The sequence below is a fragment of the Klebsiella sp. BIGb0407 genome (assembly GCF_024807845.1).
Lineage (GTDB): Bacteria > Pseudomonadota > Gammaproteobacteria > Enterobacterales > Enterobacteriaceae > JGM124.
The window spans coordinates 300,558-323,072 of the sequence record NZ_JANUEQ010000001.1 but is presented as its reverse complement, the minus strand read 5'-3'; the positions used below and the strand labels follow the sequence as shown (position 1 = coordinate 323,072).

Annotated in this window: 21 protein-coding genes; 8 read left to right on the top strand and 13 right to left on the bottom strand. The window is 47.4% G+C overall.

All coding sequences use genetic code 11. The features are described from left to right. Positions 1–35: 35 nt before the first annotated feature. The 10 genes from M2387_RS01555 to M2387_RS01510 form a co-directional block, all read right to left on the bottom strand. On the bottom strand, positions 36–1,370 hold the full coding sequence (locus tag M2387_RS01555; RefSeq protein WP_259046736.1) for an MFS transporter: 1,335 nt from the start codon (positions 1,368–1,370) through the stop codon (positions 36–38). Positions 1,371–1,484: 114 nt separating this feature from the next. Beyond that, complete coding sequence (locus tag M2387_RS01550) at positions 1,485–2,600, bottom strand: anhydro-N-acetylmuramic acid kinase (protein ID WP_259046735.1); 1,116 nt, start codon at positions 2,598–2,600, stop codon at positions 1,485–1,487. A gap of 311 nt (positions 2,601–2,911) precedes the next feature. After that, positions 2,912–5,092 carry a polysaccharide biosynthesis tyrosine autokinase gene (locus tag M2387_RS01545; protein ID WP_259046733.1) on the bottom strand — a complete coding sequence of 727 codons (2,181 nt, stop codon included), beginning with the start codon at positions 5,090–5,092 and terminating at the stop codon, positions 2,912–2,914. 25 nt (positions 5,093–5,117) lie between these two features. Continuing rightward, the gene (locus tag M2387_RS01540; protein WP_259046731.1) at positions 5,118–5,561 is read right to left on the bottom strand and encodes an arsenate reductase/protein-tyrosine-phosphatase family protein; all 444 of its coding nucleotides are present in this window, start codon (positions 5,559–5,561) and stop codon (positions 5,118–5,120) included. After that, positions 5,549–6,688: a polysaccharide export protein gene (locus M2387_RS01535; RefSeq protein ID WP_259046730.1), complete on the bottom strand. Its 1,140-nt coding sequence runs from the start codon at positions 6,686–6,688 to the stop codon at positions 5,549–5,551. The genes M2387_RS01540 and M2387_RS01535 overlap by 13 nt, the downstream gene beginning before the upstream one ends. A gap of 133 nt (positions 6,689–6,821) precedes the next feature. After that, entirely contained in the window at positions 6,822–8,915 is a 2,094-nt protein-coding gene (locus M2387_RS01530) for a YjbH domain-containing protein (protein ID WP_259046729.1), read from the bottom strand. After that, positions 8,915–9,664, bottom strand: a complete 750-nt coding sequence (locus M2387_RS01525; RefSeq protein WP_259046728.1) for a capsule biosynthesis GfcC family protein — start codon at positions 9,662–9,664, stop codon at positions 8,915–8,917. The genes M2387_RS01530 and M2387_RS01525 overlap by 1 nt, the downstream gene beginning before the upstream one ends. Next, complete coding sequence (locus M2387_RS01520) at positions 9,661–10,305, bottom strand: YjbF family lipoprotein (RefSeq protein ID WP_259046727.1); 645 nt, start codon at positions 10,303–10,305, stop codon at positions 9,661–9,663. The genes M2387_RS01525 and M2387_RS01520 overlap by 4 nt, the downstream gene beginning before the upstream one ends. Positions 10,306–10,404: 99 nt before the next feature. Beyond that, positions 10,405–10,635, bottom strand: coding sequence for a hypothetical protein (locus M2387_RS01515; RefSeq protein ID WP_259046725.1), 231 nt, complete (start codon positions 10,633–10,635; stop codon positions 10,405–10,407). A gap of 893 nt (positions 10,636–11,528) precedes the next feature. Further along, positions 11,529–12,938: an aminotransferase-like domain-containing protein gene (locus tag M2387_RS01510; RefSeq protein ID WP_259046724.1), complete on the bottom strand. Its 1,410-nt coding sequence runs from the start codon at positions 12,936–12,938 to the stop codon at positions 11,529–11,531. Positions 12,939–13,087: 149 nt separating this feature from the next. On the opposite strand from M2387_RS01510, the gene M2387_RS01505 reads away from it, so the two are divergent. Genes M2387_RS01505 through M2387_RS01495 form a run of 3 tightly spaced genes read left to right on the top strand, consistent with a single transcriptional unit; the run spans position 13,088 to position 15,614 of the window. After that, positions 13,088–14,479, top strand: coding sequence for a cytochrome ubiquinol oxidase subunit I (locus tag M2387_RS01505; protein WP_259046723.1), 1,392 nt, complete (start codon positions 13,088–13,090; stop codon positions 14,477–14,479). Next, the gene (gene cydB, locus M2387_RS01500) at positions 14,479–15,492 is read left to right on the top strand and encodes a cytochrome d ubiquinol oxidase subunit II (protein ID WP_259046722.1); all 1,014 of its coding nucleotides are present in this window, start codon (positions 14,479–14,481) and stop codon (positions 15,490–15,492) included. Before M2387_RS01505 ends, cydB begins: the two co-directional genes overlap by 1 nt. Continuing rightward, on the top strand, positions 15,492–15,614 hold the full coding sequence (locus tag M2387_RS01495) for a DUF2474 domain-containing protein (RefSeq protein WP_259046721.1): 123 nt from the start codon (positions 15,492–15,494) through the stop codon (positions 15,612–15,614). The genes cydB and M2387_RS01495 overlap by 1 nt, the downstream gene beginning before the upstream one ends. A gap of 44 nt (positions 15,615–15,658) precedes the next feature. On the opposite strand, the gene M2387_RS01490 is transcribed toward M2387_RS01495, so the two are convergent. Beyond that, entirely contained in the window at positions 15,659–16,207 is a 549-nt protein-coding gene (locus M2387_RS01490) for a helix-turn-helix domain-containing protein (protein WP_259046720.1), read from the bottom strand. Between the two features lie 105 nt (positions 16,208–16,312). Here M2387_RS01490 and M2387_RS01485 point away from each other — a divergent pair, with 105 nt between their 5' ends. From M2387_RS01485 to M2387_RS01475, 3 genes are all read left to right on the top strand, one after another. Further along, complete coding sequence (locus M2387_RS01485; protein WP_259048219.1) at positions 16,313–16,972, top strand: AzlC family ABC transporter permease; 660 nt, start codon at positions 16,313–16,315, stop codon at positions 16,970–16,972. Then, positions 16,972–17,295 carry an AzlD domain-containing protein gene (locus tag M2387_RS01480; protein WP_259046718.1) on the top strand — a complete coding sequence of 108 codons (324 nt, stop codon included), beginning with the start codon at positions 16,972–16,974 and terminating at the stop codon, positions 17,293–17,295. The genes M2387_RS01485 and M2387_RS01480 overlap by 1 nt, the downstream gene beginning before the upstream one ends. A gap of 158 nt (positions 17,296–17,453) precedes the next feature. After that, positions 17,454–17,690 (top strand): YncJ family protein, encoded by a 237-nt coding sequence (locus M2387_RS01475; protein ID WP_259046717.1) that lies wholly within the window; start codon positions 17,454–17,456, stop codon positions 17,688–17,690. 51 nt (positions 17,691–17,741) lie between these two features. Here M2387_RS01475 and M2387_RS01470 read toward each other — a convergent pair whose 3' ends face one another. Together M2387_RS01470 and M2387_RS01465 are read right to left on the bottom strand one after the other, a co-directional pair. After that, the gene (locus M2387_RS01470) at positions 17,742–18,860 is read right to left on the bottom strand and encodes an S-(hydroxymethyl)glutathione dehydrogenase/class III alcohol dehydrogenase (RefSeq protein WP_259046716.1); all 1,119 of its coding nucleotides are present in this window, start codon (positions 18,858–18,860) and stop codon (positions 17,742–17,744) included. 27 nt (positions 18,861–18,887) lie between these two features. Further along, on the bottom strand, positions 18,888–19,163 hold the full coding sequence (locus M2387_RS01465) for a metal/formaldehyde-sensitive transcriptional repressor (RefSeq protein WP_259046715.1): 276 nt from the start codon (positions 19,161–19,163) through the stop codon (positions 18,888–18,890). 1,349 nt (positions 19,164–20,512) lie between these two features. Between M2387_RS01465 and M2387_RS01460 the strand changes: the two genes are divergently transcribed. After that, positions 20,513–21,625, top strand: a complete 1,113-nt coding sequence (locus tag M2387_RS01460; RefSeq protein ID WP_259046714.1) for a hypothetical protein — start codon at positions 20,513–20,515, stop codon at positions 21,623–21,625. A 441-nt stretch (positions 21,626–22,066) separates the two neighbouring features. Further along, a complete protein-coding gene (locus tag M2387_RS01450; protein WP_259046713.1) occupies positions 22,067–22,450 on the top strand; it encodes a GNAT family N-acetyltransferase in 384 nt (127 codons plus the stop codon). The last annotated feature ends 65 nt before the right edge of the window (positions 22,451–22,515 follow it).

Here is a 22,515-nt window from a genome sequence, read left to right as displayed (position 1 = left end):
CTAAAAATAAGCCCTGTTCAGAAGTATTGGTAACGCTATCTCACCGGAGTCTCAGCCGAGTTCGCCTCATCAAGGGTACGTAAATGATCGTCTTTATTGAGTGTCAGTAATGCAAAAATACTCACAACGGCCGTAGCCATGACATACCAGGCCGGGATGTCCAGATTACCTGTTTGTTTGATTAAACCGGTAATAATCAGGCCCGCACAGCCAGAAAAAATAGCGTTGGATAGTGAGTATGCCAGCCCCAGTCCCGTATAGCGAACATGGGTCGGAAACATTTCTGACAGCATTGCAGGCCCGGGACCAGCAAGCAGCCCAACTAACCCCCCCGCTATCAGTACCACAATCGATTTTGTCAGTAATGTAGAATGACTGTCCTGAAGCAGATGCAGTAACGGTAAGGCAAGGATGAACAATAGTACTGCAGCCGTAACCATCACAGCACGGCGACCAATTCGGTCACTTAACATACCGGCGGGAATGATTGTTGCAGCAAAGCCAATATTGGAAATTACAGCAATCAATAACGCCTGATTAAAACCGGTATTGAGCGAAGATTGTAAATAGGTAGGCATGATAACTAGATAGGTATATCCGGCAGCAGACCATACCATGACCCGGCTGACGCCCATCAATATGGTCTTCAGGGTGGCACTAAAATTAGCTTTGGTTTTAGTCTGAACAGGCTGTGCCTGCTGTGCCTTTTTCTGCTTGATAAAACTCGGAGTTTCTTCCATATGGAAGCGCAACCATAAAGCAACAACCCCCATCGGTAATGCCACAAAGAATGGAATTCTCCAGCCCCAGGCTAGCATGTCTTCATGACTCAGCATGACAGAAAGTAAGGCAACAATCCCTGCACCCGCCAGTAGTCCGAGGGCAACAGTAAATGATTGCCAGGCACCAAATAGTCCGCGTTTACCACGCGGCGCAAATTCGGTCATCAATGAAACGGCTCCTCCGTACTCTCCTCCTGCAAACAGTCCTTGAAGAATACGTAGCCCGGTAACAATCAGCGGTGCGGCGATACCAATACTGGCGTAGGCAGGCACCAGACCCAGGGCCACGGTTGCCAGCGTCATCATTATCAATACAAACAATAGCGTCGGTTTTCGCCCTATCCTGTCACCCATTCGACCAAAAATAATGGCACCAAGTGGCCGGAAGAAAAAAGCGATAGCAAATGAAGCATAAGTCAGAATCAGCGCCGTCAGTTCAGCCTCACCTTCGAGCCGGAAAAAGTTCTGGGCAATGATAGTGGCAAGAAATCCATATACAGCAAATTCATACCACTCAATAAAATTACCCACAGAACCAGCGATAAGCGCACGCTTCTGTGACGCGACAGCAGGTTGGGAAGTTTGCATTAGGAACGCTCTTATGAAAAAAATAACAAATGGGCAAGTTAGCCATTTAACTGGCTGGCAGTCACCCGGGAAACGGCACAGCCGTTAACCCGGGGAATAGTAATCAGCAGAACCTTAATCAGCGGGATAAATCACGCCGAGTGGTATCGCTTTTGTTGCACCGGTAACTGCCGGAACATTACCCGCTAGATTATGAATACGCTGATGCGCAAGCCAGGCAAATGCAGCCGCTTCAACATAATCAATATCCAGCCCGGATGCGGTGGTCGTTCCGAGCGACCAGTCTGCGAGCATCGCCTGTAAGCGAGCCATCAAAAGTGGATTTTTTGCACCACCACCACAAGCCAGTAGCACTTTAGATTGCTGTGTTTCAGGTAGTTTTAGCAGTTCATCACGGATAGTGGTTGCGGTAAATTCGACCAGCGTCGCCTGGACATCAACGGGCGCGACATCCGGGAATGATTCGAGTTTAGCTAATAGCCATGCCAGGCTGAATAATTCACGACCGGTACTTTTTGGTGCAGCTTGTGCCAGAAAGGGTTCTGCAAGCAAGTGCTCTAATAACGGAGCGCTGACATGACCTTGTTGTGCCCAATGCGCATCCTTGTCATAGGCGTGCCCCTGGTAACGTTCAATCCATGCATCCAGTAAAACATTGCCCGGCCCGGTATCATACCCGCGGGTTGGCTCTCCGGTCTGCAAAATGGAGATATTGCTGATCCCGCCCATATTCAGTACCACCGTAAGTTGCTCAGGATCAGCAAATAATGCCTGATGAAAAGCAGGAACCAGTGGTGCACCCTGTCCGCCATAAGCCATATCTTTACGACGGAAATCTGCGACGGTAGTGATACCGGTCAGGGCTGCAATGACGTTAGCATCGCCAATCTGCATCGTGAAGGGATAACGCCCCTGCGGCGAGTGCCATACGGTCTGACCATGACAGCCAATAGCACGAATATCCGCAGCGCTGACTCCCGAAGAACGAAGCAGGTCTTGTACACTCTGCGCATAGAGGCGTCCAAGACGATTATCCAGCTCGCCCAGTTCCAGCAAAGTAGCTTCCCCACGCAGGCAAAGATCCGCCAGTGATTTTCGTAACTCATCTGGCATCTCGGTAAAACCGCACGCTATCATCTGTGGGCTGGCCTCTGAAAAATCCATAATAACCGTATCGACACCATCCAGACTGGTACCTGACATAATACCCAGATAAAGTTCTTTTCCCACGGTGGGCTCCTTAAGGTCTGCAACGCAGTTAAAATCTGCAATAACAGATAAAATAAATTATTCCTGCAACCAGTCAACAGGGAATATTGTATTACCAGTCAGGATGCGAGAAGTGTCACACTTCAGGCGCGAACTGAAGTTATACTTTCCAGCAACCCTTATCACAGGTGATATTTTAACCATAAAGACAGGAAGTGAGATCGCGGCAGAATATGCGCGAGGCCGGCAAGGGGATAAAAAAATACCCGCCCGGAATAAACATTCTGAGCGGGTATTTTCTGTTTTAAACTCTAAAAATATGGCCTGAGGAATTAGGCTTTATCAGTATAATCGTAGCCATAATGATGGTAACCATAACCATACTGGCTGCTGGCACGCTTCATTACGCCGTTGAGGATAGCCCCTTTAACCGTCACACCAGCCTGCTCCAGGCGCTGTACGCAGACCATTATTTCTTTCACGCTGTTCATTTCAAAGCGAGCAACCACCAGACTGGTACCAACAGAACGACCAATAATCGCCGCATCGGTCACCGCCAGTATTGGCGGGGTATCGATAATAACCATATCGTAATGTTCACTGGCCCAGGTCAGAAGCTGCTTAAAGCGCTCGTGCATCAACAGCTCTGACGGGTTCGGTGGCGCCATACCGCGAGTAATAACATCAAAGCCCGCTTTCTGGAACGTTTGCACCGCATCAATGGCACTGACTTTACCAGAAAGGATATCAGACAGACCTTTGTCGTTACTGATCTGGAACAGTTCATGGATATAACCACGACGCATATCCGCATCAATAAACAGGACTTTTTGCCCTGGCTGAGAAATGATGGCGGCCAGGGAGCTACTGATAAAGGTTTTTCCGCTGTCTGGTGTTGCCCCGGAGATCATCAGCACGTTATTAGATGCTTCCATCATAGCGAAATGCAGGCTGGTACGCAGACCACGAATCGCTTCAATAGACAGATCGATAGGGTTATCCAGCGCCAGGAACGGCACGTTTTTAGTTTTGTGACGCACGCTGCTGGAGAAAATATTCTTGCTGCGTAAACGTGTACGTTTCAGCAACCATTCAGAAGTAGGCACGGTGGCATATACGTTAATACCCTGCTCTTCCAGCTGCTCTGGCGTTTCGATTCCACGGCGTAATACTGAGCTTCCCAGTACCAGACCGGCAGAGGCAAACAGGCCGAGGAAGAAACCAAGAATAACGATTAACGGTTTTTTCGGCTTAATCGGTTTCGGCTGGGTTAATGCCGGGTCAATAATACGTACGTTACCAATAGCGCTTGACTGGGCAATGCTCAGTTCCTGCTGACGATTAAGCAGCTGGCTGTAAACAGCACGGCCAGACTCAACATCACGACTCAGACGCAGTACTTCTTGTTGCGTCGCAGGCATACCAGAAACACGTTTATTCAGACGGTTTTTTTCCTGCTCCAGCGTCTGACGTTTTTCCATCAATGCGCGATAAGTCGGGTGATCTTTTTTGTATAGCTGCGAAATTTCAGCTTCACGGAAGGTCAAATTATTAATCTGGTCATCGACATTGACCACTTGCTCCAGCACAGATTTGGCTTCGAGATTAAGGTCAACGGAATCGCTCTGTTTACGATAGGCGTTCAGCTTATCTTCAGCATCATCCAGCTCATTCCGGACTTCAGGCATTTTTTTCTGCAAAAACTCAAGACTTTTAGAGTCCTGGGCCGCCTGACGTGAGATGTTCTGCTGCAGATAGTTATCACTGATGTTATTCAGGATCTTCTCAATCAGCACCGGATCTTCACCGGACATCGTCAGACCTAACATCCCACTGTCTTTGCTCTTCTCACTGACAGTGAAATTCTGCTGAAGATTGTTGATAGCGGCCAGCTCAGAATACTGCGTAACGATAAACTCAGTACCGGGTTCCGCATCAATATTGCTGATTTTGATATCAATACCTTTGCCGTTCAGCAATTCACCCATGGTGCCTTCCAGGGTGGTATCATCCATCTCTACCTGATACTTGCCGTTTTCACCCACGGTGACCAGCACGCTTTTTGCGCTTTCACGGCCAAGCGGGATATTCAGCCAGCTCACTTCCAGCGATTGTTTTGGCTCACCGGCCAGACGTGCCCAGCCCTCACCAAAAATAGGGAAAAATTTCTGGGAGACCTCAGTACGCAAATTCAGGTCATTGACGGTTTTGCCCAGAATCATTCGCGACTGTAACAGCTGAAGCTCAGGTGCTGATTCAGGTGAAGAGTCAGGTATCATCTGACTCAGGCTGCTTAAAATAGCGTTGCCCTTTTTCTGTTCCACCTGAATTAACGTATCTGCCTGATAGACCGGAGTGGCAAACAGGGCATACACCAAAGCACAGGCAGTAGACAGCAGCGTCACACCAATGATGAGTTTACGGTGATCGATAAGATCGCCAAGCAAGCGGCCCAGATCCAGCTCATTTTCACCTGATGAGGGGTTTTGCTTTTGAGTATTTTTTGTCGTCATAATAAAACTTGAATATCTCGTTTAGTTAACTGAGCCGCTGTGCCCATTCCTGTGAAGCACTATCAAGTAAGCCGTAGACATGCTCATGAGCATCCTGGCTCTTCTTATAAGGATCCGGAATCTCTTTTTTACCTAGCCATTGCCCGTAAAGCATCACTTTCCCCCTGACTTCCGGGGCAATTTTGGTCACTTCTTCAATATGTGAAGCTTCCATCACCAGAATCAGGTCGTAGCTACGCGCAATGGCAGGCGTTAATTTGCGCCCATGATGGCCATCAAGGGAGAGACCATGATGGGCAGCCACTTCAGCAGCCACAACATCAGCCGGATGATCGGTAAGACCATAGGTTCCCGCTGAGTCGATTTGCATTTCAGGTAACAATTTGCGTAACAAACGCTCTCCCACCGGAGAGCGACAAATGTTACCGGTACAGACTACGAGGACTGACTGGAACATTAATTTGGCCATCTTTTGATATATCTCACGGTTTCAGTCAGGTCACGCACACCCGTAATGGTTGGTACCAGCTGAGAAATAACACGGTTCCAGCGAGCCAGAGGTGCCGCTGTGATATAGACAATATCGTATGGTTCAAGCTGGAATTCAGTACCCATTACCATCGCAGAAGCATCTTTTGCATTTAACTGGTAAATATTAGCAATTTTACCGGCTGCACGGTCTTTAATCGAACGAATAACAAAGATACCGGTGGCATCAGAGACATCTTGCTTCATACCATCAGCATTACCGATAGCTTCAGCCAGAGTCATACCGCTGCGATCCATTTTAAGCGTGCTTTGTTTACCCACTTCACCCATGACAAATACTTTCAGGTCATCGTTACGCGGAATAAAGAGAATATCACCCGGACTAAGCAGTTTATTCTGCATTAAATCGCCGCGCTGCATTAAGGCATAAAGTGAAACACGTGAGTCCTGACCGTTATGGGTTAATACCACATTACGCCAGTCGGCATCGGTACTCAGTCCGCCGGCGGCATTGATAGCATCCATAACAGTTAATGGAATATTAGTAATCGGCTGCTGGCCTGATTTCGCCACTTCGCCCGTCACATACGCTTTTTGCGAACGGAAAGCCGCGATCGTCACATCAACCTGTGGGCTTTCGATCACCGCATCGAGACGACGGGTAATTTCGTTACGCACTTCCGCCAGGGTTTTACCGGCAACCGGTAATTTACCCACATAAGGATAGAAGATAGTACCGTCAGCATTAACCCAGTTACCCGTATCGCTGGCGCTACGGTACTGACCTGCTGGCGTGGTTAATTCCGGGTGATCCCAGACTGTGACCATCAGAACATCACCGACACCAATACGATATTCATATTTTTGTAATTGCGCATCAAGTTCTGGATTCGATCTGGCAGCAATATTACCAGGGCGCAGCTTATCAATCAGACCCGGTGTCACCGGGTAGACATTGACTAGTTTATCCAGATCATAATTATTATCCGGTAACTCAATGACATCTTTACCACGGGTGCTTAATACTTGTCCTGGTATTATCGTACAGCCGCTCAATGCTGTTAACGTCAGAGCCAGAACTGATAATTTTAAAATGCGCTTTTTCATTTGCTATCATCGTCTTTTAATCAAAGTACTGATGCCTTAACAGGCGTTTGAATGAGGTCTGCCACTACCATTTCCCGCGTTAAAGGATGCCAGACCTGCAGATAACAACGCTTATAACCTATTGTTGCACCCTTCACTGACCCAGAGGGAATTCACGTTCTGACGTCATATTATACAGCTGATACTTTCTGCCCAGCGTCTGTCCGCCATCACGAGTCAATGGTGTCCAGGAGATTACCGCATGGTTTGGATTCGGGGTGACTGTCATCAAATCAAACGGAATTGAGACATAGAAACCTTTACTGAATCCGCCTTCACCATAATCGGCTTTCGAGACATTCGATTTCGCGCCCCAGATACCGACTTTAACGCCGCTATCAAAGCGTTTAGCCATCTCGATAGTCACGCCTTTGTCGCCCGCCAGATACTGACCGACCGCCACTTTCAGCAGCACGCCATTCATCTGTGGTGGAGTCCAGTAAGTGGTGATAAAACCGGTGCCTACACTGTAATCAGCAAAACGCATCATGTCATCCCAGTCACGTTGTTTTACGTAGTTGGCATCGACACCTATTGCCCATTGACTATCAAGCGGACGGTAAAGGACTTCCGCCCCCACGCCGCCGTACATCATTTCCAGATAACCGCCGTATGCCTGACCATAGAATCCATGTCCCAGATCGGTTACGTAGTTAGTCTGCAGGTTATTGATAAAGACATCATTTCGGACATAGTCGCGAATATGCGTACGCACTCGCGGCAGGTTCGAATCCTTCGGCAGTAACGAGGAGTTAAACTTCTCGTAGTTATTATGGATGTTAATAAATACGCCACTGTCTACCAGCCAGTTATCAGTCAACCAGTAATTAGCGCTTGGGAGCAGACCAATCTGGTACATATAGAAGCCTTCCGGCCCGCCTAATGACTGAATTAACTTCGGCTCAAACGAATAGCTGAAACGAGATGGTTTGATACGATAACCCTGTGAATCTGGGATTGGATCGTTTGGCTCAACGCGTTTTTGTTGCAGTTTCTCTTCATGGCCTAACGGATAACCCGCAAGCTCTTTTTTCAGACTGGCAACATTGGTCTCTGTGGTAACCAAAGGCAGATGCATTTTGGTTTGCGTTACGCTAATGGTCTCAGTACCTGCTGGTAGCTGATTAACCAGAATACGATTCGCACGATCAACCGCTTCACGGGAGTCACGGTAGCGTTTCTGCTCGCCGGACATATAGAGCGTATTACCGTGATATTTGATTTCCGGATCATCAAAGCCCGCGTTGTACTTGAGCTCTGACAGCTGACTGGCAACGACCGTATAAGAAGGCGCTCCGTCGGTCACCTCCGGGTGATAAGCTGCTTTAGGCGCATCGCGGAAGGCTGGGCGCAGAGTATTCAGGTTATTACGCAGAGTGAAACCAAACATCAGCGTGTTGCCGCGCTCATAGCTGAGGTTGACATCCGCCCAGTTAGCGACACGGTACACGGCACCGAAGTTATAGTGGGTAAACTGGCTAATATTTTTGGCGAAATCGTCTTTATAGTCGTTACCGTCATACTCCAGCTTCAGACGTAAAGGCTGCCAGGGGGTCTGGTATTCAATCCCACCCACCACAGATGCAGGGCCTTTAAACATACCGTCAAAGCTGATTTCGCCCGCATCCACCAAGTCACTACGGGTACAGTATTTATCTGATGCACGGCAAAACGGGTTGGTAATATTGCCGCTGTTACCGATATAACCCCAGCCAACGCCCAGAGTAAAATCAACGGGACCTACGCGTTTACTGCCAACAACATATTCCCCGTCAAACAGACCGGTACCTGAGATATCTCGTTTACCGAATGCCACCGCCGGGAGGTAATAGCTTTCTTCCAGCAGGCGAACTTTGAAGTCAAAAGATTTATCTTTATAACTTTGGCTGCCACTGAAATCGGTATTACTGCTGTAGCGACGGGTACGGACATCCGCGTAGCGAATCGTACCTTCAAGCCACGGAAATAACGAAATTGAAGTCGAGTAAAAACGGTACTGATCGTTGTCCCGATAGTTGACGCTAAATTCCCCTTCTGGCGCAAAACGCGCGGTAGGAAGCTGCATCAACCCGGTACCACCAAAATCAGTCTGAGAATAAAGCATCGGTTCCGGATAGGTTTGCCCCTCTGCATAACACGCAGTTGAGACCGCCAGCGCCAGGAAACTGAGTACATGGATTTTTTTCATTAATCAGGAACCCGACGAGTTAACAATGAAATAATATCATCTTGTAAAGATTTGCCTGCTGCATCCGTCGCACAAGGTGAAAATCCTACCCACACAATGCTGCCCGGACTCGCTTCGTTGTACAGGTTATTCCAGTAAGCGACAGGCTCAGTTGTGGTATGTCCGTCAGGATGGATAACCGTTACCGTACTTCTGTCCGCGCCTGACAAATGATCCTGCTCATCCAGATAGTCACTAATAGGCGTTGCAGGTTGCCACATTACTGGGCCTGGTTTGCTGACGGCACCCATCACCCGTAAAGTCGAGGGACGTACACCCGTATAGAGTTTATATTCTCCCTGCAAAGGAACATCGCCCCCTGCCAGGGTGGTACGGATAACATCAGGATCCAGAGGTGTGAAGAGCCGGTCAACTACTTTGATATTCTGAAGCTGATCGATAACTGATTGCAGCATGACTGTCTGTTTTGGCGATGCATCCACCTTACAAGCTGCAAGACGGGCAAGTATCAGACGCTTGTCGAGGTCGGCTTTATTCGTTGCCGGAATCGCGGTAATCACCGCGCCAGGCCACCAGATATCTTGTGGCAACGCAGGGTCAGTCACTAATTGTAACAGCGTCGATACGTTTTCAAATCGCTGTTCCTGACCCGGATATTGATTATCTACTGCCACACTACCGGTTGCCAGGGCACAAGCACTCAGCATCGTGAGCGTACTGCCAAGAATGAGTCGGGTGAATTTATTCATTGTGCGGGTTTCAATATGGTCATTTCAACAGGATAGGTTCCGGCACCGAGCATTTGATGACTCTGACGCACCTGGCCATTGCGGGTATCTACCCAAAAAATATTTTGCCACTGCTCATCAGGCACAACGGATTGCACCTCTTCATACCAGACCTGGCAAGGTACGTTTTCCCCGGCAATTGTTAATACTTCATCTTTTTCTGCCCGGGTAAAGCGAGAGGTTAAGGCAGCCGAGCGTAACTGCTCGCCTTCTTTCCAGCGGATAGTGCGCGACCATGTCTGACCATTAGCGAGACTCTGAGCCTCAAGCAAAGGATCGGGGGTGACGGATATCACTTCTAACAGATTGCGACTATGTAGATTATTTGTTTGCACCAGTCGCCCATTGCGAGTAGCGACGATGGAACCGTCCCGGGATAACCACTTGAGATTTCCTTGCTCAATGTAGCCCAGCACGAGAAAAGCACGTTGTTCATTATCAATACGGAAATAGGTGCTTGCGTACGGCAGTGACTGTATTGCCTCATCAGTCATTGTGACGTCTTTCGCTTCCCAGATTGCACTGAACGTATCCACTACCCCTTGCTGACTGGGGCTACATCCCGCAAGTAATGCGAAGAAAGGTATGGCAAGTAGACGCACCGGATATTCCCTTATTAAGACGATATACCCGGAGTAACGTACCTCCGGGTCAGAACAGCTAATATCTTCGACCTGACGAAATTCGTAAGGCCGTTCAGATTAACGGGTCGCTGTTGTGGTATTGATGGTGGTGTTGTCATCGTTGCTAACTGCAACAGCAACGCCTACCGCTACTGCAGCAGCTACACCAACTGCAACCAGAGTAGTAGTACCTGCTGCGGCACCAGCGCCAGCTGCACCAGCTGCACCACCTGCTGGGGTAGCTGACATAGCTACCGGAGAAGCTGCCAGAGCAGCTGCTGTCAGAACAGCAAAGATTGCTTTTTTCATATACATTCCTTATTCAGTGATTTAAACAAAGAGAACCTGAAACTCAGGCCAGAACATTGGGTCGTACCCCCAATTAATTTGTGTCCATCATATACATAAACAAAAAATGTAGGTCTGAAACAGACATCGGACTGAACACACTTTTAGCTCGTTTTAAAGATGCTTGCACACAAATCTAAGAATATTCCTTCACCATTGAGATTAACTGATAAAACAGATAATCAGGCACGCGTCGAGAGAAGGATAAATAAATGTCTGAAAGAATATAAATCTATATATATCAAAAAACAACAAAAATTGACAATGTAAGAGGTTAATGCTTAAAAACACCATTTCGAAAATCACGGCAATCGTATTATTCTTAAAAAACAGTGCAATCTTTACGCTATTTGATTTTGTTTCGGATAAATCAACCTGTTTCGCACTGTATTGAAAATAGATAGCCTGATAACTGGCATGATTTTACGTTTTTTGCCCCCGCACACACACAAACTGGTCCTGCCCCCCCCCACGTACAGCAATTGTGCAGTTCCCGGGCGAGGTGTCGGCGCAGGTGTTCAAGAGCTAAAAATGGATTATTCGACACTTGAATATCTTGCAAAGTATATACATATAAGATAAGCATATAAATACTGTCACCATTAGCAGACAGGTAAATAGCAGAACTAAGAAAGTTACGTAAACATCAAGACTAAAAATAATTTATTTATTCGAAAAGTTGATTAATTTAAATATGACATTATTTCGACTATATAAAAAAATAACCTGTAAATATAAAATATTTAGCCATCAGCACCAAAATGTTACGGTATCATCAGACAATTATCCGGTAAAATTCGTCCGCTAACCACACAAGTCTATGGCTGACCCCACAATGTTCTCTCCTTCCATAGTCAGTTCATCTGTTGAACAATCAAACGTGACAGTGTCACTATTGCCAGCTGTTCTCGCTCTCCCCACTCCCAGGATGCATTCAGACGGAAACAATTATCCCAGTTACTCCCGGTACTGAACATTTTACCAGGGGCAATACTGATATTGTGCACCAGTGCTTGCTGATACAGCAGTCGGGTATCGACAACCTTCGGCAGTTCAATCCACAGAAAATAGCCACTCTCGCTGTGATGAATCTTGGTCTCAGCCGGGAAATGCTCAGTGAGAGCCAGTAAAACCTGTTGCTTACGTTCAGCCAGTGTTCTGCGTAAACGACGTAAATGGGTATCAAACCGACGGGTTGCCAGAAAATCGACCAAGGCAAGCTGCATGGGTGAGCTGGTTGAAAGCGTACTCATTAACTGAAGTTGTTGAATTCGCCGGGCATGCTTACCCGCAGCGACCCAGCCAATACGAAAACCCGCAACCAGACATTTTGAATACGAGGAGCAATGCAAGGTAATGCCTTGTTCATCGAAGGCACGCAACGGCAATGGCCGCTCACGACCGTAATATAATTCAGAGTAAACATCATCCTCAATCAAGGCCACATTGTAGTGCGCCAGTAAACTGACCAGTGCCTGTTTTTTACTGGCGCTGAGCGTCACGCCGAGAGGATTCTGGCTGTTGGTCATCAGCCAGCAGGCTTTAACCGAATTCTGCTCCAGCGCAAGTGCCAGAGCATCAAGGTCGATACCGGTTACCGGATCGGTCGCGATGGCGAGTGCTTTCAATCCCAGCCGTTCCAGCGCCTGAAGCGCACCATAAAAACAGGGGTTTTCGACAATAACCCAGTCGCCAGGTTCAGTCACCACTTGTAAGCTGAGGTTTAGCGCTTCCAGCGCACCCGCCGTGATAACTATTTCATCCGGTGAAACCGGAATCCCTTGCTGAGCATAACGCCGGGCAATGGCATGACGTAAGGCGGCGTTTCCCGGCGGCAGGTTTTCAATCACACTCATCGCCGTCGCGGTTTTGCTGACCGTCACCAGCGAACGATTAAGTTGCTGCAACGGAAACAGTCGCGGATCGGGGAAAGCGGAACCAAAAGGTACTACAGCAGCGTTGCAGCTGGCCTGTAATACATCAAAAATATAGGTATTAACATCAACCACTTCATCTCGGGTGACTTGTTGAGCAATGGGCGTGTTCGTCGGTAATGGCCGAGGTGCAACATAGTAGCCTGACTGGGGACGCGCGACGATAGCTCCGCGACTCTCCAGCAACTGATAAGCATGGCCGACAGTCATAAAGCTCATACCGCTATGCTGAACTTGCTCACGTAACGAAGGCAAACGGTCACCTGACTTCCAGATCCCAAGGGCTATCTGCTCAAGGATTTGCTCTGCCAGTTGCTGATATTTTTTCATTTGCGCCCCTCGTTCCCCTCACCTATATCAGGCTATCAAAAAACTAATTTTTTTGAAAACTGTTATAGATAAATATCACATTTCTGTTTCTGATAAACCTTGCGACATCACATTACTATGACCCTGTCTTTTTTGGTTCAGAGGTGTGCATGTTTGCTTTCGACGCGTTTCATCTGGCAAGGATCCAGTTTGCTTTCACCGTTTCCTTCCATATTATTTTCCCGGCAATCACGATTGGACTCGCCAGTTATCTTGCCGTGCTCGAAGGGCTCTGGCTCAAGAGTAATAACCCGGTTTACCGCAGCCTTTATCAGTTCTGGTCGAAAATTTTTGCCGTTAATTTTGGTATGGGTGTCGTCTCAGGTTTAGTGATGGCCTATCAGTTTGGTACCAACTGGAGCGGCTTCTCGCAATTTGCCGGCAGTATAACCGGCCCCTTACTGACCTACGAAGTACTGACTGCCTTTTTCCTTGAGGCAGGCTTTCTGGGTGTCATGTTATTCGGCTGGAACCGCGTCGGTCCGGGACTGCATTTTTTCGCTACCTGCATGGTCGCACTCGGTACGTTGATGTCCACTTTCTGGATACTTGCCTCTAATAGCTGGATGCAGACGCCACAGGGTTTCAGTATTCAGAATGGTCAGGTAGTGCCTGAGGACTGGCTGGCCGTTATTTTTAATCCTTCTTTCCCGTGGCGACTGCTGCATATGACCATCGCCGCTTTTCTCAGCAGTGCCTTTTTTGTTGGCGCCTCTGCGGCCTGGCATCTGCTTAAAGGGAATAATACTCCGGCAATCCGCACCATGTTTTCCATGGCTCTGTGGATGGCGGTGATTGTCACCCCGATTCAAGCCTTAATTGGCGATCTGCATGGTTTGAATACCTTAAAATATCAGCCGGCAAAAATCGCCGCTATTGAAGGCCACTGGGAAAATAAGCCTGGCGAAGCCACGCCACTGCTGCTGTTTGGCTGGCCGGATATGGAACAGGAGCGAACCCGTTACGCTGTCGGTATTCCGGCCCTCGGAAGTTTGATCCTGACACACAGCCTTGATAAGCAGGTTCCGGCTCTGAAATCTTTCGCCAAAGAAGACCGTCCCCCGGCGGCTATTGTTTTCTGGTCATTCCGTATTATGGCCGGACTGGGCATGCTGATGATGTTATTGGGTGTTATCAGTTTATGGCTGCGTTATAAAAACCGTTTATATACCAGCCGTCGTTTTCTGCGTTTTACCCTGTGGATGGGGCCTTCCGGACTGATTGCTATCCTTGCCGGCTGGGTCACCACGGAAGTAGGCCGTCAACCCTGGGTGATTTATCATCTGATGCGGACCAAAGATGCCGTTTCTGCCCACGGCGATTTGCAAATGACCATCAGTCTGGCGACGTTCTTTATCGTTTATATGTCGGTATTCGGTGTCGGTTACAGCTATATGGTGCGGTTAATTAAAAAAGGTCCACTCCCCCCGGAACAGTTTTTGCCCGATCCAGTCTCGGTAAAACCGCTGAAGCATACATCGCTAAAAGAGGAGTCACGCTAATGGGGATCGATTTATCCGTTATTTGGTTTGTGATAATTGTTTTCGCCACCTTGATGTATATCGTGATGGATGGGTTTGACTTAGGAATAGGGATCCTGTTTCCGTTTATTCGCGATAAAACCTGCCGCGATGTGATGGTAAACAGTGTTGCCCCGGTCTGGGACGGGAATGAAACCTGGCTGGTTCTCGGTGGCGCTGCGCTATTTGGTGCCTTCCCCTTAGCTTATGCCATTATTATTGATGCCCTGACATTACCGCTCAGCCTCATGCTGATAGGGCTGATTTTTCGTGGCGTCGCTTTTGAGTTTCGTTTTCAGGCAACGCCTGCTCATCGTCCCTTCTGGGATGTTGCTTTTCAAGTCGGCTCAATTCTGGCGACATTCTGTCAGGGAGTGGTGGTCGGCGCGGTTATTTCTGGTTTTCAGGTAACCGGACGCGAGTTTAGCGGCGGCCAATTAGACTGGTTAACATCCTTTAACCTGTTCTGTGGATTGGGACTGGTTATCGCCTATGCTTTGCTGGGGGCAACCTGGCTTGTGATGAAAAGCGAAAATCCTCTACAAAAACAGATGCGTGCTCTGACGCCGGTATTGCTGCTGGCACTGCTGGTTATCTTTGCCATTATCAGTATCTGGACACCTCTGGAACATCCGCAGATAGCAGAACGTTGGTTTAATACGCCTAACCTCTACTATCTTCTGCCCGTACCAATTTGTGTGCTGCTGTTCAGCGGATTGCTCTGGCGTACCCTTACCAGGCCTGAATCTTCCCATGCTTTGCCTTTTATCTTTACTCTGGGCCTGGTGTTTCTTGGGTTCAGTGGCTTAGGGATAAGTATCTGGCCTAATATTATTCCACCCAATATCAGCCTATGGGATGCGGCCGCTCCTCCGCAGAGTCAGGGCTTTATGCTGGTCGGTGCCCTGTTCATTCTGCCATTTATTCTGATGTATAGCTTCTGGAGCTACTACGTTTTCCGCGGAAAAGTCCGTCATGGCGAGGGGTATCACTGATGAATCAGACAGTAAAAAGAGTGTTATGGATGGTAGGCATATGGTCCGCCAGTATTTTAACCCTGACCGCTATCAGTAGCCTGTTTCGTCTGCTGATGAATTCAGCGGGGCTTACCAGCTAACAAGAGAATAACGCCACACGTCACGTGTGGCGTCTCGCGGCATATTAGTTCTGTTCCACTATCATTACCGCCAGGGTTCCCGGGTCCAGTGCCTTAAAAATATGGGGACGGTCACCGGGATAACAAATATAGTCTCCAACATTGAGCTCTTCCGGCATTTCGGTCAGCCCGACCAGAGCGCGCCCCCGGGTAATGATGATATGTTCAACCGAGCCTGGAGCGTGAGGCTCAGAGCAGCGCGCGGCTCCGGGTTCAGCCTGGAGTGAATAAATATCACGTCGGGCACCTGGCGGACAGGTAGCCAGTAAAATAGCATCATAATTTGCATGGCCGGCGGTCACTTTTACCCCGTCACCTCGCCGAATCACCTGCATCAGCACTGGCTGTGGTTCCAGCAAGGTAGCAAAGGGGATATTCAGTGCCACACATAAAGCCCAAAGCGTTTCCAGCCCAGGGTTCCCCTTTCCTGTTTCCAGCTGAGACAGTGTCGACTTGGCTATATTTGCGCGCCGGGCAAGTTCTCCCAGTGATAATCCCGCCCGGTTTCGTTCACGTACCAGACTCCTGGCGATAATTTCTATTGGCTGTGTCATACGCCCCACCTGCCGTTCATTAAAACGAACGATTCGTTCGCTTGATCTGCACTCTGATTATGTTCATTATAACGATACATTTGTTCGTTACGGAAAATAATCGTGTTGCGCACCTATTTATCTGCTCTGGATAGTGAGACTAAAAAAGCTATTTTGCTGGTGTGTATCGCCGTTGGCATCGTCGGTGTCTCTTATGGTTCTCTGGCGATGGTTTATGGCTTCCCGCTTTGGCTACCGGTACTGTCCTCTTTTATTGTGCTGGGGGGCGCTTCTGAATTTATGTTTATCGGTATTATTGCCAGTGGCGGCAATCCTTTTGCTGCCGCTATGGCGGGGTTACTGGTTAACGCCCGTCATATCCCGTTTGGTGTTGCCGTTCGCGAACTGGTGGGAAGCCGGCTCACCAGCTTGCTGGGGTGTCATATTATGAATGATGAAAGTGTCGTGTTTGGCCTGGCTCAAAGCACACCAGAAAAACGAAAGGCAGCTTACTGGTTATGCGGACTCGGTGTGGCAATAATCTGGCCTGCCGGGACATTAATCGGTGCTGCCGTCGGTAGCCTGGTGCCCTCTCCGGAACTGATAGGTTTAGATGCTGTCTTTCCGGCTATTTTACTGGCTTTGGTGATTCCGGCATTTAAAAATCGTACTACGCGTATTCGCGCCTCCGCGGGTGCTGTCATTTCGCTGGTTGCCACCCCATTTGCCCCTGTTGGTTTGCCAGTCCTGCTCTCTATGCTGGGTCTGTTGACGAGGAAGAAATAATGCCGGGAACCTTTACTATTCTTGCCGCTCTTGCCGTACTCGGCGCAGGAACTTATCTGATGCGTTTTTCCGGAGCAAAACTGGGAAGCCGTCTGGTGCTTTCTGAACGTGCCGGGAAAATGCTTAACGATGCAGCAACGACCTTATTATTTTCTGTTGCCCTCGCGACCACTTTTTTTGAGGCCGAACATTTTGCCGGTATGGCTCGAGTGGCTGGTGTTACAGTTGCGGTTGTCCTTGCCTGGCGTAAAGTCCCGCTGATTTTTGTCATTTTAGCCGCAGCGGCCGTAACCTCCCTGCTCCGCTTTCTGGACGTGCCATGATGCTTATTAATGGGGATTTTCTACGCATATCATAATATTTTCAGCGGTGAATCTTCATAATGCTGACGAAACTTTGCAGCACTTTTGACTCCCCTGCTAGTTTGCAGGGATGATACTCGCTAGATTGGCAGCATCACTTTTTTAACGAGCCTGTTAGCATGATAAAAATTCGTCATATCACTACGTTGCTGGTTATTCTGTGCGCACTATTTTCCGGTCAGACTATGGCGGGGACACCCGGGCATAAGTACTTCTATGTACCGAGTGCAGACTCGCAGTTACGCCATAATGGCGACAGCGAAGAGTTACGCGTTACTGCGCTCAATACCGCAGAAGAGTATCGTGAGCGCCACCGTAAATATTCACATGGTTTTGAAAGGGATATTATTCGCTGATAGTAACGTCAGGTAAGAATTCCCCCCATCTAATGAGGGGAATGATTCAGCTTATTTGTCGCCGAAGTGGATAACCGTACGAATAGATTTACCTTCATGCATCAGATCAAAGGCTTCGTTAATCTGTTCCAGTGGTAAACGGTGAGTAATAAACGGATCAAGATTAATTTTACCCGCCATAGCATCCTCAACCATTCCCGGTAACTGAGTGCGTCCCTTAACACCACCAAAAGCAGAACCACGCCATACACGGCCAGTAACCAGTTGGAATGGACGGGTTTTAATTTCCTGGCCTGCGCCAGCAACACCGATAATGATGCTTTCGCCCCAGCCTTTATGGCAGCATTCCAGCGCCGCACGCATGACATTGACATTACCGATACACTCAAAACTAAAATCAACGCCACCATCGGTTAATTCAACGATCACATCCTGGATAGGTTTGCTGCTGTCGAGCGGATTAACGCAGTCAGTTGCGCCCAACTCACGCGCCAGGGTGAATTTTTCCGGGTTAGTATCAACCGCAATAATACGACCCGCTTTTGCCTGAACAGCGCCCTGAATAACCGCCAGACCGATCCCCCCCAGTCCAAAGACGGCAACGGTATCCCCTGGTTTTACTTTAGCGGTGTTATGAACAGCGCCGATCCCGGTAGTGACACCACAGCCTAACAGACACACTTTGTCTAATGGGGCTTCAGGATTCACTTTAGCCAGTGAAATCTCTGCCACTACGGTATATTCGCTGAAAGTACTGGTGCCCATATAGTGATAAATAGGTTCGCCATTATAGGAAAAACGCGTGGTGCCGTCCGGCATTAACCCTTTACCTTGTGTGGCGCGAACCGCCTGACAAAGGTTAGTTTTGCCTGACTTACAGAATTTACACTCACGGCATTCAGCGGTATACAGCGGAATAACATGGTCACCAGGTTTCAGGCTGGTCACGCCTTCACCTACTTCAACTACAATACCGCCACCTTCATGGCCTAAGACCGCAGGGAACACACCTTCAGGATCATCGCCGGACAAAGTAAAGGCATCGGTATGGCAAACACCGGTATGGGTAATTTTAACTAACACTTCTCCCGCCTGGGGCGGTGCCACATCAAGTTCAACAATTTCCAGTGGTTTTCCTGGCCCAAAGGCCACTGCAGCACGTGATTTCATCAGTATTATCCATTTGTTAGTGTGGTTCTATTTAAGGTAAGAACGAATTAGGTTATCAACTTCGGCCATTCGTAAAGCCCGCTGCTGTTCCGTGGTCTCCCCGGTCACCAGCTCGTCTTTCAGATGAATCGCCATCATCTCCCCCATCAGACCATTTGCAGCCCCGCGAACCGCGGCTATCTGCTGCAAAATCTCGATGCAGGAGTCTCCTTTTTCAAGAGCGCGTTCTAACGCTTCAGCCTGGCCGCGAATGCGCCTGACCCGCGTCAGAATACGTTTTTTATCTTTTTCTGAATGTGGCATAGGCGCCTCTGCATACTATAGGGGGGTATAGTAACAAAAATCATATCTTGATGTAAAATATAAGATTAATTTAAAATCATGGAGTTAGTAATTAATCGGGAAAGACATACAGGGACATATAGAGCCTATTTAACGCCCCTTTATACACCCCCAAACCCTGTTTTGTCCCTAAAACGCCCCCAATACGCCCCTCAGAAATTAGCGGCTAACTTAATGAAAAATAGCGCCTTTCAGGCTGTTAATCGTCGTCTTTTCTACAATCGAGATTGCGCTTATAAGGATTTTCCTCTCAATAAATCGCTTGATAATTTGGCAAACCGAACAGATACGCCCATCAAAGAATCCCCCCGATTAAGCAATATGCCTTTCTCGTCAGCTTGGCTGAAAAACTATTACGCAAACTAAAAAAGATTGCCGATTACATCGATGCGGGGATTGAGCATCTTGCAATTAGTTTTATAGATTGATACTGCGGAGTGTTCGGAAAAGTACCGTCGATTGTATTTTCTGATGCTGCTTGCCATATGGGGAGCTGGTTAAGTGGCGCGGGATAGGCGACCGTTCATGGAAGCTTTTCCTTCTCATAGTTAAGTTCAGCACGGAACTCAAACTCCCCGTGTCATTTCTGAGCCGGGAACGCACGAGAATTTCTATGACGAGTACAAACGACATCGTAAAGCCGACCTGAGGATGATTGGGTAAAATCGGATAAGAAGATTTACCATTTTAAAACAGCTAAACTCAATGCTCCCTTCAGTAACAAGGGGATCTATTTTGTTCACTGCCTGGCCAAGCTGGAGAGCCGCTTCGCCAATAACCCGTGAAATAGGCGGTATTTGTCAGCGTCATGAACTTGAAAACCGACAGGAACAGAAGCCAGCGCTCGCTAAGCCCAGGAAACAGGAAGTATCGCTACTGATATAAAACCGCCATAAACACCGTTCTTTTAACCTATCAGGACTGAAATTCAGACTTATTGACCTCCTTGCATGACTAAGTATTCACGTGACATTTATCAGGTGCATTTCTGGCGGTTTTTTCGGGGTTTGTTATCAGTTTTATCTAAGATTCCGTCAGATACGCCATCTCCCTCCTTCCTGGTAGTTCGTGCAATGCGACGATATGGTAAATGCCCGGGGGAGCAGAAAAACCTCCAAGTAGACTTTTCGACTTAGCGGTATATTACCTTAACATGATAACCATTTTTGACTATCCTATAGCATTACCACCTCTTCTTTCAAATTCGGTTGTATTTCACTCAACCTAAAAAATCACTTTAAATAATTCATCACAAGATGAAAAGTTAGCTATATTGAGTTCATTGCGTTTTTTATTAGGAGTGATAACAAATGTATAGAACTCGTATTTTTCAAAGCAAAATGATTTCTAATCTGTATAAGCTTACGACCATTAATTCGCTAAGTAGGCTATTTGTCTATATGAGGAAGCGTCTTTTATTTTGTGTTTTGCTATTTTTCGTACCTTTTACTTATGCTGAACCTTACCCTAATGAATCTCGAGTTTTTAACCTTGTTACTGGTGAAGCAAGGTTGGTTAATGGAATAAGTATAACTGGAAATGGAGCCGGGTTTATCATTGAGAATGCCAATTCTCCATGGAAAGGTGTTGGTCCAGATGGTAACTCATATGATGTTACTACATATAGATACAGTTATACGGGAGTTATATCATTATCGATTGATCCTGCATTTTACTCTGCAGCTGGTAACTGTAGTTTTGATGGTAATGTTCAGGTGTTTGTTGGCTGGACTGTAATGCAACCGGGCATAACGGGTAACGTATACAATAGTGCAGGCGCGTTATATTTTGATGGATTTTCTGGCGGTGTAGGTGTTCAAAGTCGCTGGGTTGGTGTTCCGAATGGTAAACCTGAGTTTATAGCCACATTTAATAATTCTAGTTTGTACTCCTTTGTTTATGTTTCCACTGGACCTCAAGGTGTATATACGATGCCAGGAGGGAAACGAGTTTATGTGCATAATGCAGGAATGACTCCTAACTCAGTTCCTTATACTGATATTTATGGTTTGAATTGTGGTGCTGTTTTAGGAGTGGGAACTACTCTCCCTTCCGAACCGCTCGTTCCTGAAACACCAGATTTATCATGTAATTTCTCTGTGTCAGGTGATATAAATTTAGGTTCTGTAGATAAAACAACGGCATTAGGAACCAGTGGCTCAACTGTATTACAGAGTATATGTTCTGGCGATGCAGATGTTATAGCGACTATTCGAACAACGAAAGATATGAGTAATGTTATTCATTTAGGGGGGCTTACCATACCTGTTACATTCGAAAATAACACTGGCAAACTGACGTATCAGATACGGAATAATACAGCATTGACAATGACTAAAATAACTGCACAAATTACTGCTGTGGCAGTTACCACTCCTGGTGAATATTCAGAAGCCATGATTGTATCTTTAAGCTACTGGTAGTGGCTGAAAGATGATGAGTTTTTTTAGCGTTATAGCAATTACGTAATCGGTAAATATATGTCTTCGCTGGATAAATAAAGAGCTCTTTTGAGAACCTGTATTTTTGCGAGTAATTTCTTGTCGATGAAAAAACCGCCCTGCAAGGCGGTTTTTCTAAAGTTCGCAGAGCTACCAACACTTTAAACTGAGATAGCTGGCTATGAGGACACAGTTACAAATGTCTATCCCCACTGTTGAATTGTCGTGCCTGTAAAGGTTGGACTCAAGAGAGTTTTACTCTGTGATGGACGAACCGCATCTTCACTCAAGTGTATCCAGTCAACAAGTCCCTTTATCACCGAACTCATAGAGCCATTGATCTCTGATCTCTTCCCTTCGTTCAGTACCATTGCGAAAATGACCCCAGACCAAAAAGGCTTTTTGGCGTTAAAAACGGAGAGCATGGCTTCCGGGTTCAACCTGCTACGCAGGCTGGAAGAGAACTGGCTGAACGGGCAGAATCGCTTTGATAAGCCGGGGGAAAAACTATTCGGTTTTTATGCCGATGACTCACTTATTGCGGTGTGTGGATTAAACCAGGATCCCTATACATCTTCGGTTCGGGCTGGACGGCTTCGTCATCTGTATGTAGGAATCGAATGGAGAAAAAGGCAGATTGGCAGCGCTTTACTCAGCGCTCTGCTTGAGGGTTCTAACGACTGGTTTAATTTTATCAATACTAATGCACCTGAATCAGCACACGCATTCTATAAACGTGCCGGTTTTATTCAGATTACAGATACCGATAAAGTTACCCACCGCCTGTATCTTAATGTAGTAGTATAGTTAATTAAACCTCTATACTCTGACTGAGTGAATCACCAGAAGCTTTGAAATCCTAAAATTAATCA

Bases quoted from the DNA above. Each gene is read 5' to 3' on its own strand.
- M2387_RS01555 (WP_259046736.1), bottom strand. From the start codon at position 1,370: ATGCAAACTTCCCAACCTGCTGTCGCGTCACAGAAGCGTGCGCTTATC.
- M2387_RS01545 (WP_259046733.1), bottom strand. From the start codon at position 5,092: ATGACGACAAAAAATACTCAAAAGCAAAACCCCTCATCAGGTGAAAAT.
- M2387_RS01540 (WP_259046731.1), bottom strand. From the start codon at position 5,561: ATGGCCAAATTAATGTTCCAGTCAGTCCTCGTAGTCTGTACCGGTAAC.
- M2387_RS01535 (WP_259046730.1), bottom strand. From the start codon at position 6,688: ATGAAAAAGCGCATTTTAAAATTATCAGTTCTGGCTCTGACGTTAACA.
- M2387_RS01530 (WP_259046729.1), bottom strand. From the start codon at position 8,915: ATGAAAAAAATCCATGTACTCAGTTTCCTGGCGCTGGCGGTCTCAACT.
- M2387_RS01525 (WP_259046728.1), bottom strand. From the start codon at position 9,664: ATGAATAAATTCACCCGACTCATTCTTGGCAGTACGCTCACGATGCTG.
- M2387_RS01515 (WP_259046725.1), bottom strand. From the start codon at position 10,635: ATGAAAAAAGCAATCTTTGCTGTTCTGACAGCAGCTGCTCTGGCAGCT.
- M2387_RS01510 (WP_259046724.1), bottom strand. From the start codon at position 12,938: ATGAAAAAATATCAGCAACTGGCAGAGCAAATCCTTGAGCAGATAGCC.
- M2387_RS01505 (WP_259046723.1), top strand. From the start codon at position 13,088: ATGTTTGCTTTCGACGCGTTTCATCTGGCAAGGATCCAGTTTGCTTTC.
- cydB (WP_259046722.1), top strand. From the start codon at position 14,479: ATGGGGATCGATTTATCCGTTATTTGGTTTGTGATAATTGTTTTCGCC.
- M2387_RS01495 (WP_259046721.1), top strand. From the start codon at position 15,492: ATGAATCAGACAGTAAAAAGAGTGTTATGGATGGTAGGCATATGGTCC.
- M2387_RS01490 (WP_259046720.1), bottom strand. From the start codon at position 16,207: ATGACACAGCCAATAGAAATTATCGCCAGGAGTCTGGTACGTGAACGA.
- M2387_RS01480 (WP_259046718.1), top strand. From the start codon at position 16,972: ATGCCGGGAACCTTTACTATTCTTGCCGCTCTTGCCGTACTCGGCGCA.
- M2387_RS01475 (WP_259046717.1), top strand. From the start codon at position 17,454: ATGATAAAAATTCGTCATATCACTACGTTGCTGGTTATTCTGTGCGCA.
- M2387_RS01470 (WP_259046716.1), bottom strand. From the start codon at position 18,860: ATGAAATCACGTGCTGCAGTGGCCTTTGGGCCAGGAAAACCACTGGAA.
- M2387_RS01465 (WP_259046715.1), bottom strand. From the start codon at position 19,163: ATGCCACATTCAGAAAAAGATAAAAAACGTATTCTGACGCGGGTCAGG.
- M2387_RS01460 (WP_259046714.1), top strand. From the start codon at position 20,513: ATGTATAGAACTCGTATTTTTCAAAGCAAAATGATTTCTAATCTGTAT.
- M2387_RS01450 (WP_259046713.1), top strand. From the start codon at position 22,067: ATGGCTTCCGGGTTCAACCTGCTACGCAGGCTGGAAGAGAACTGGCTG.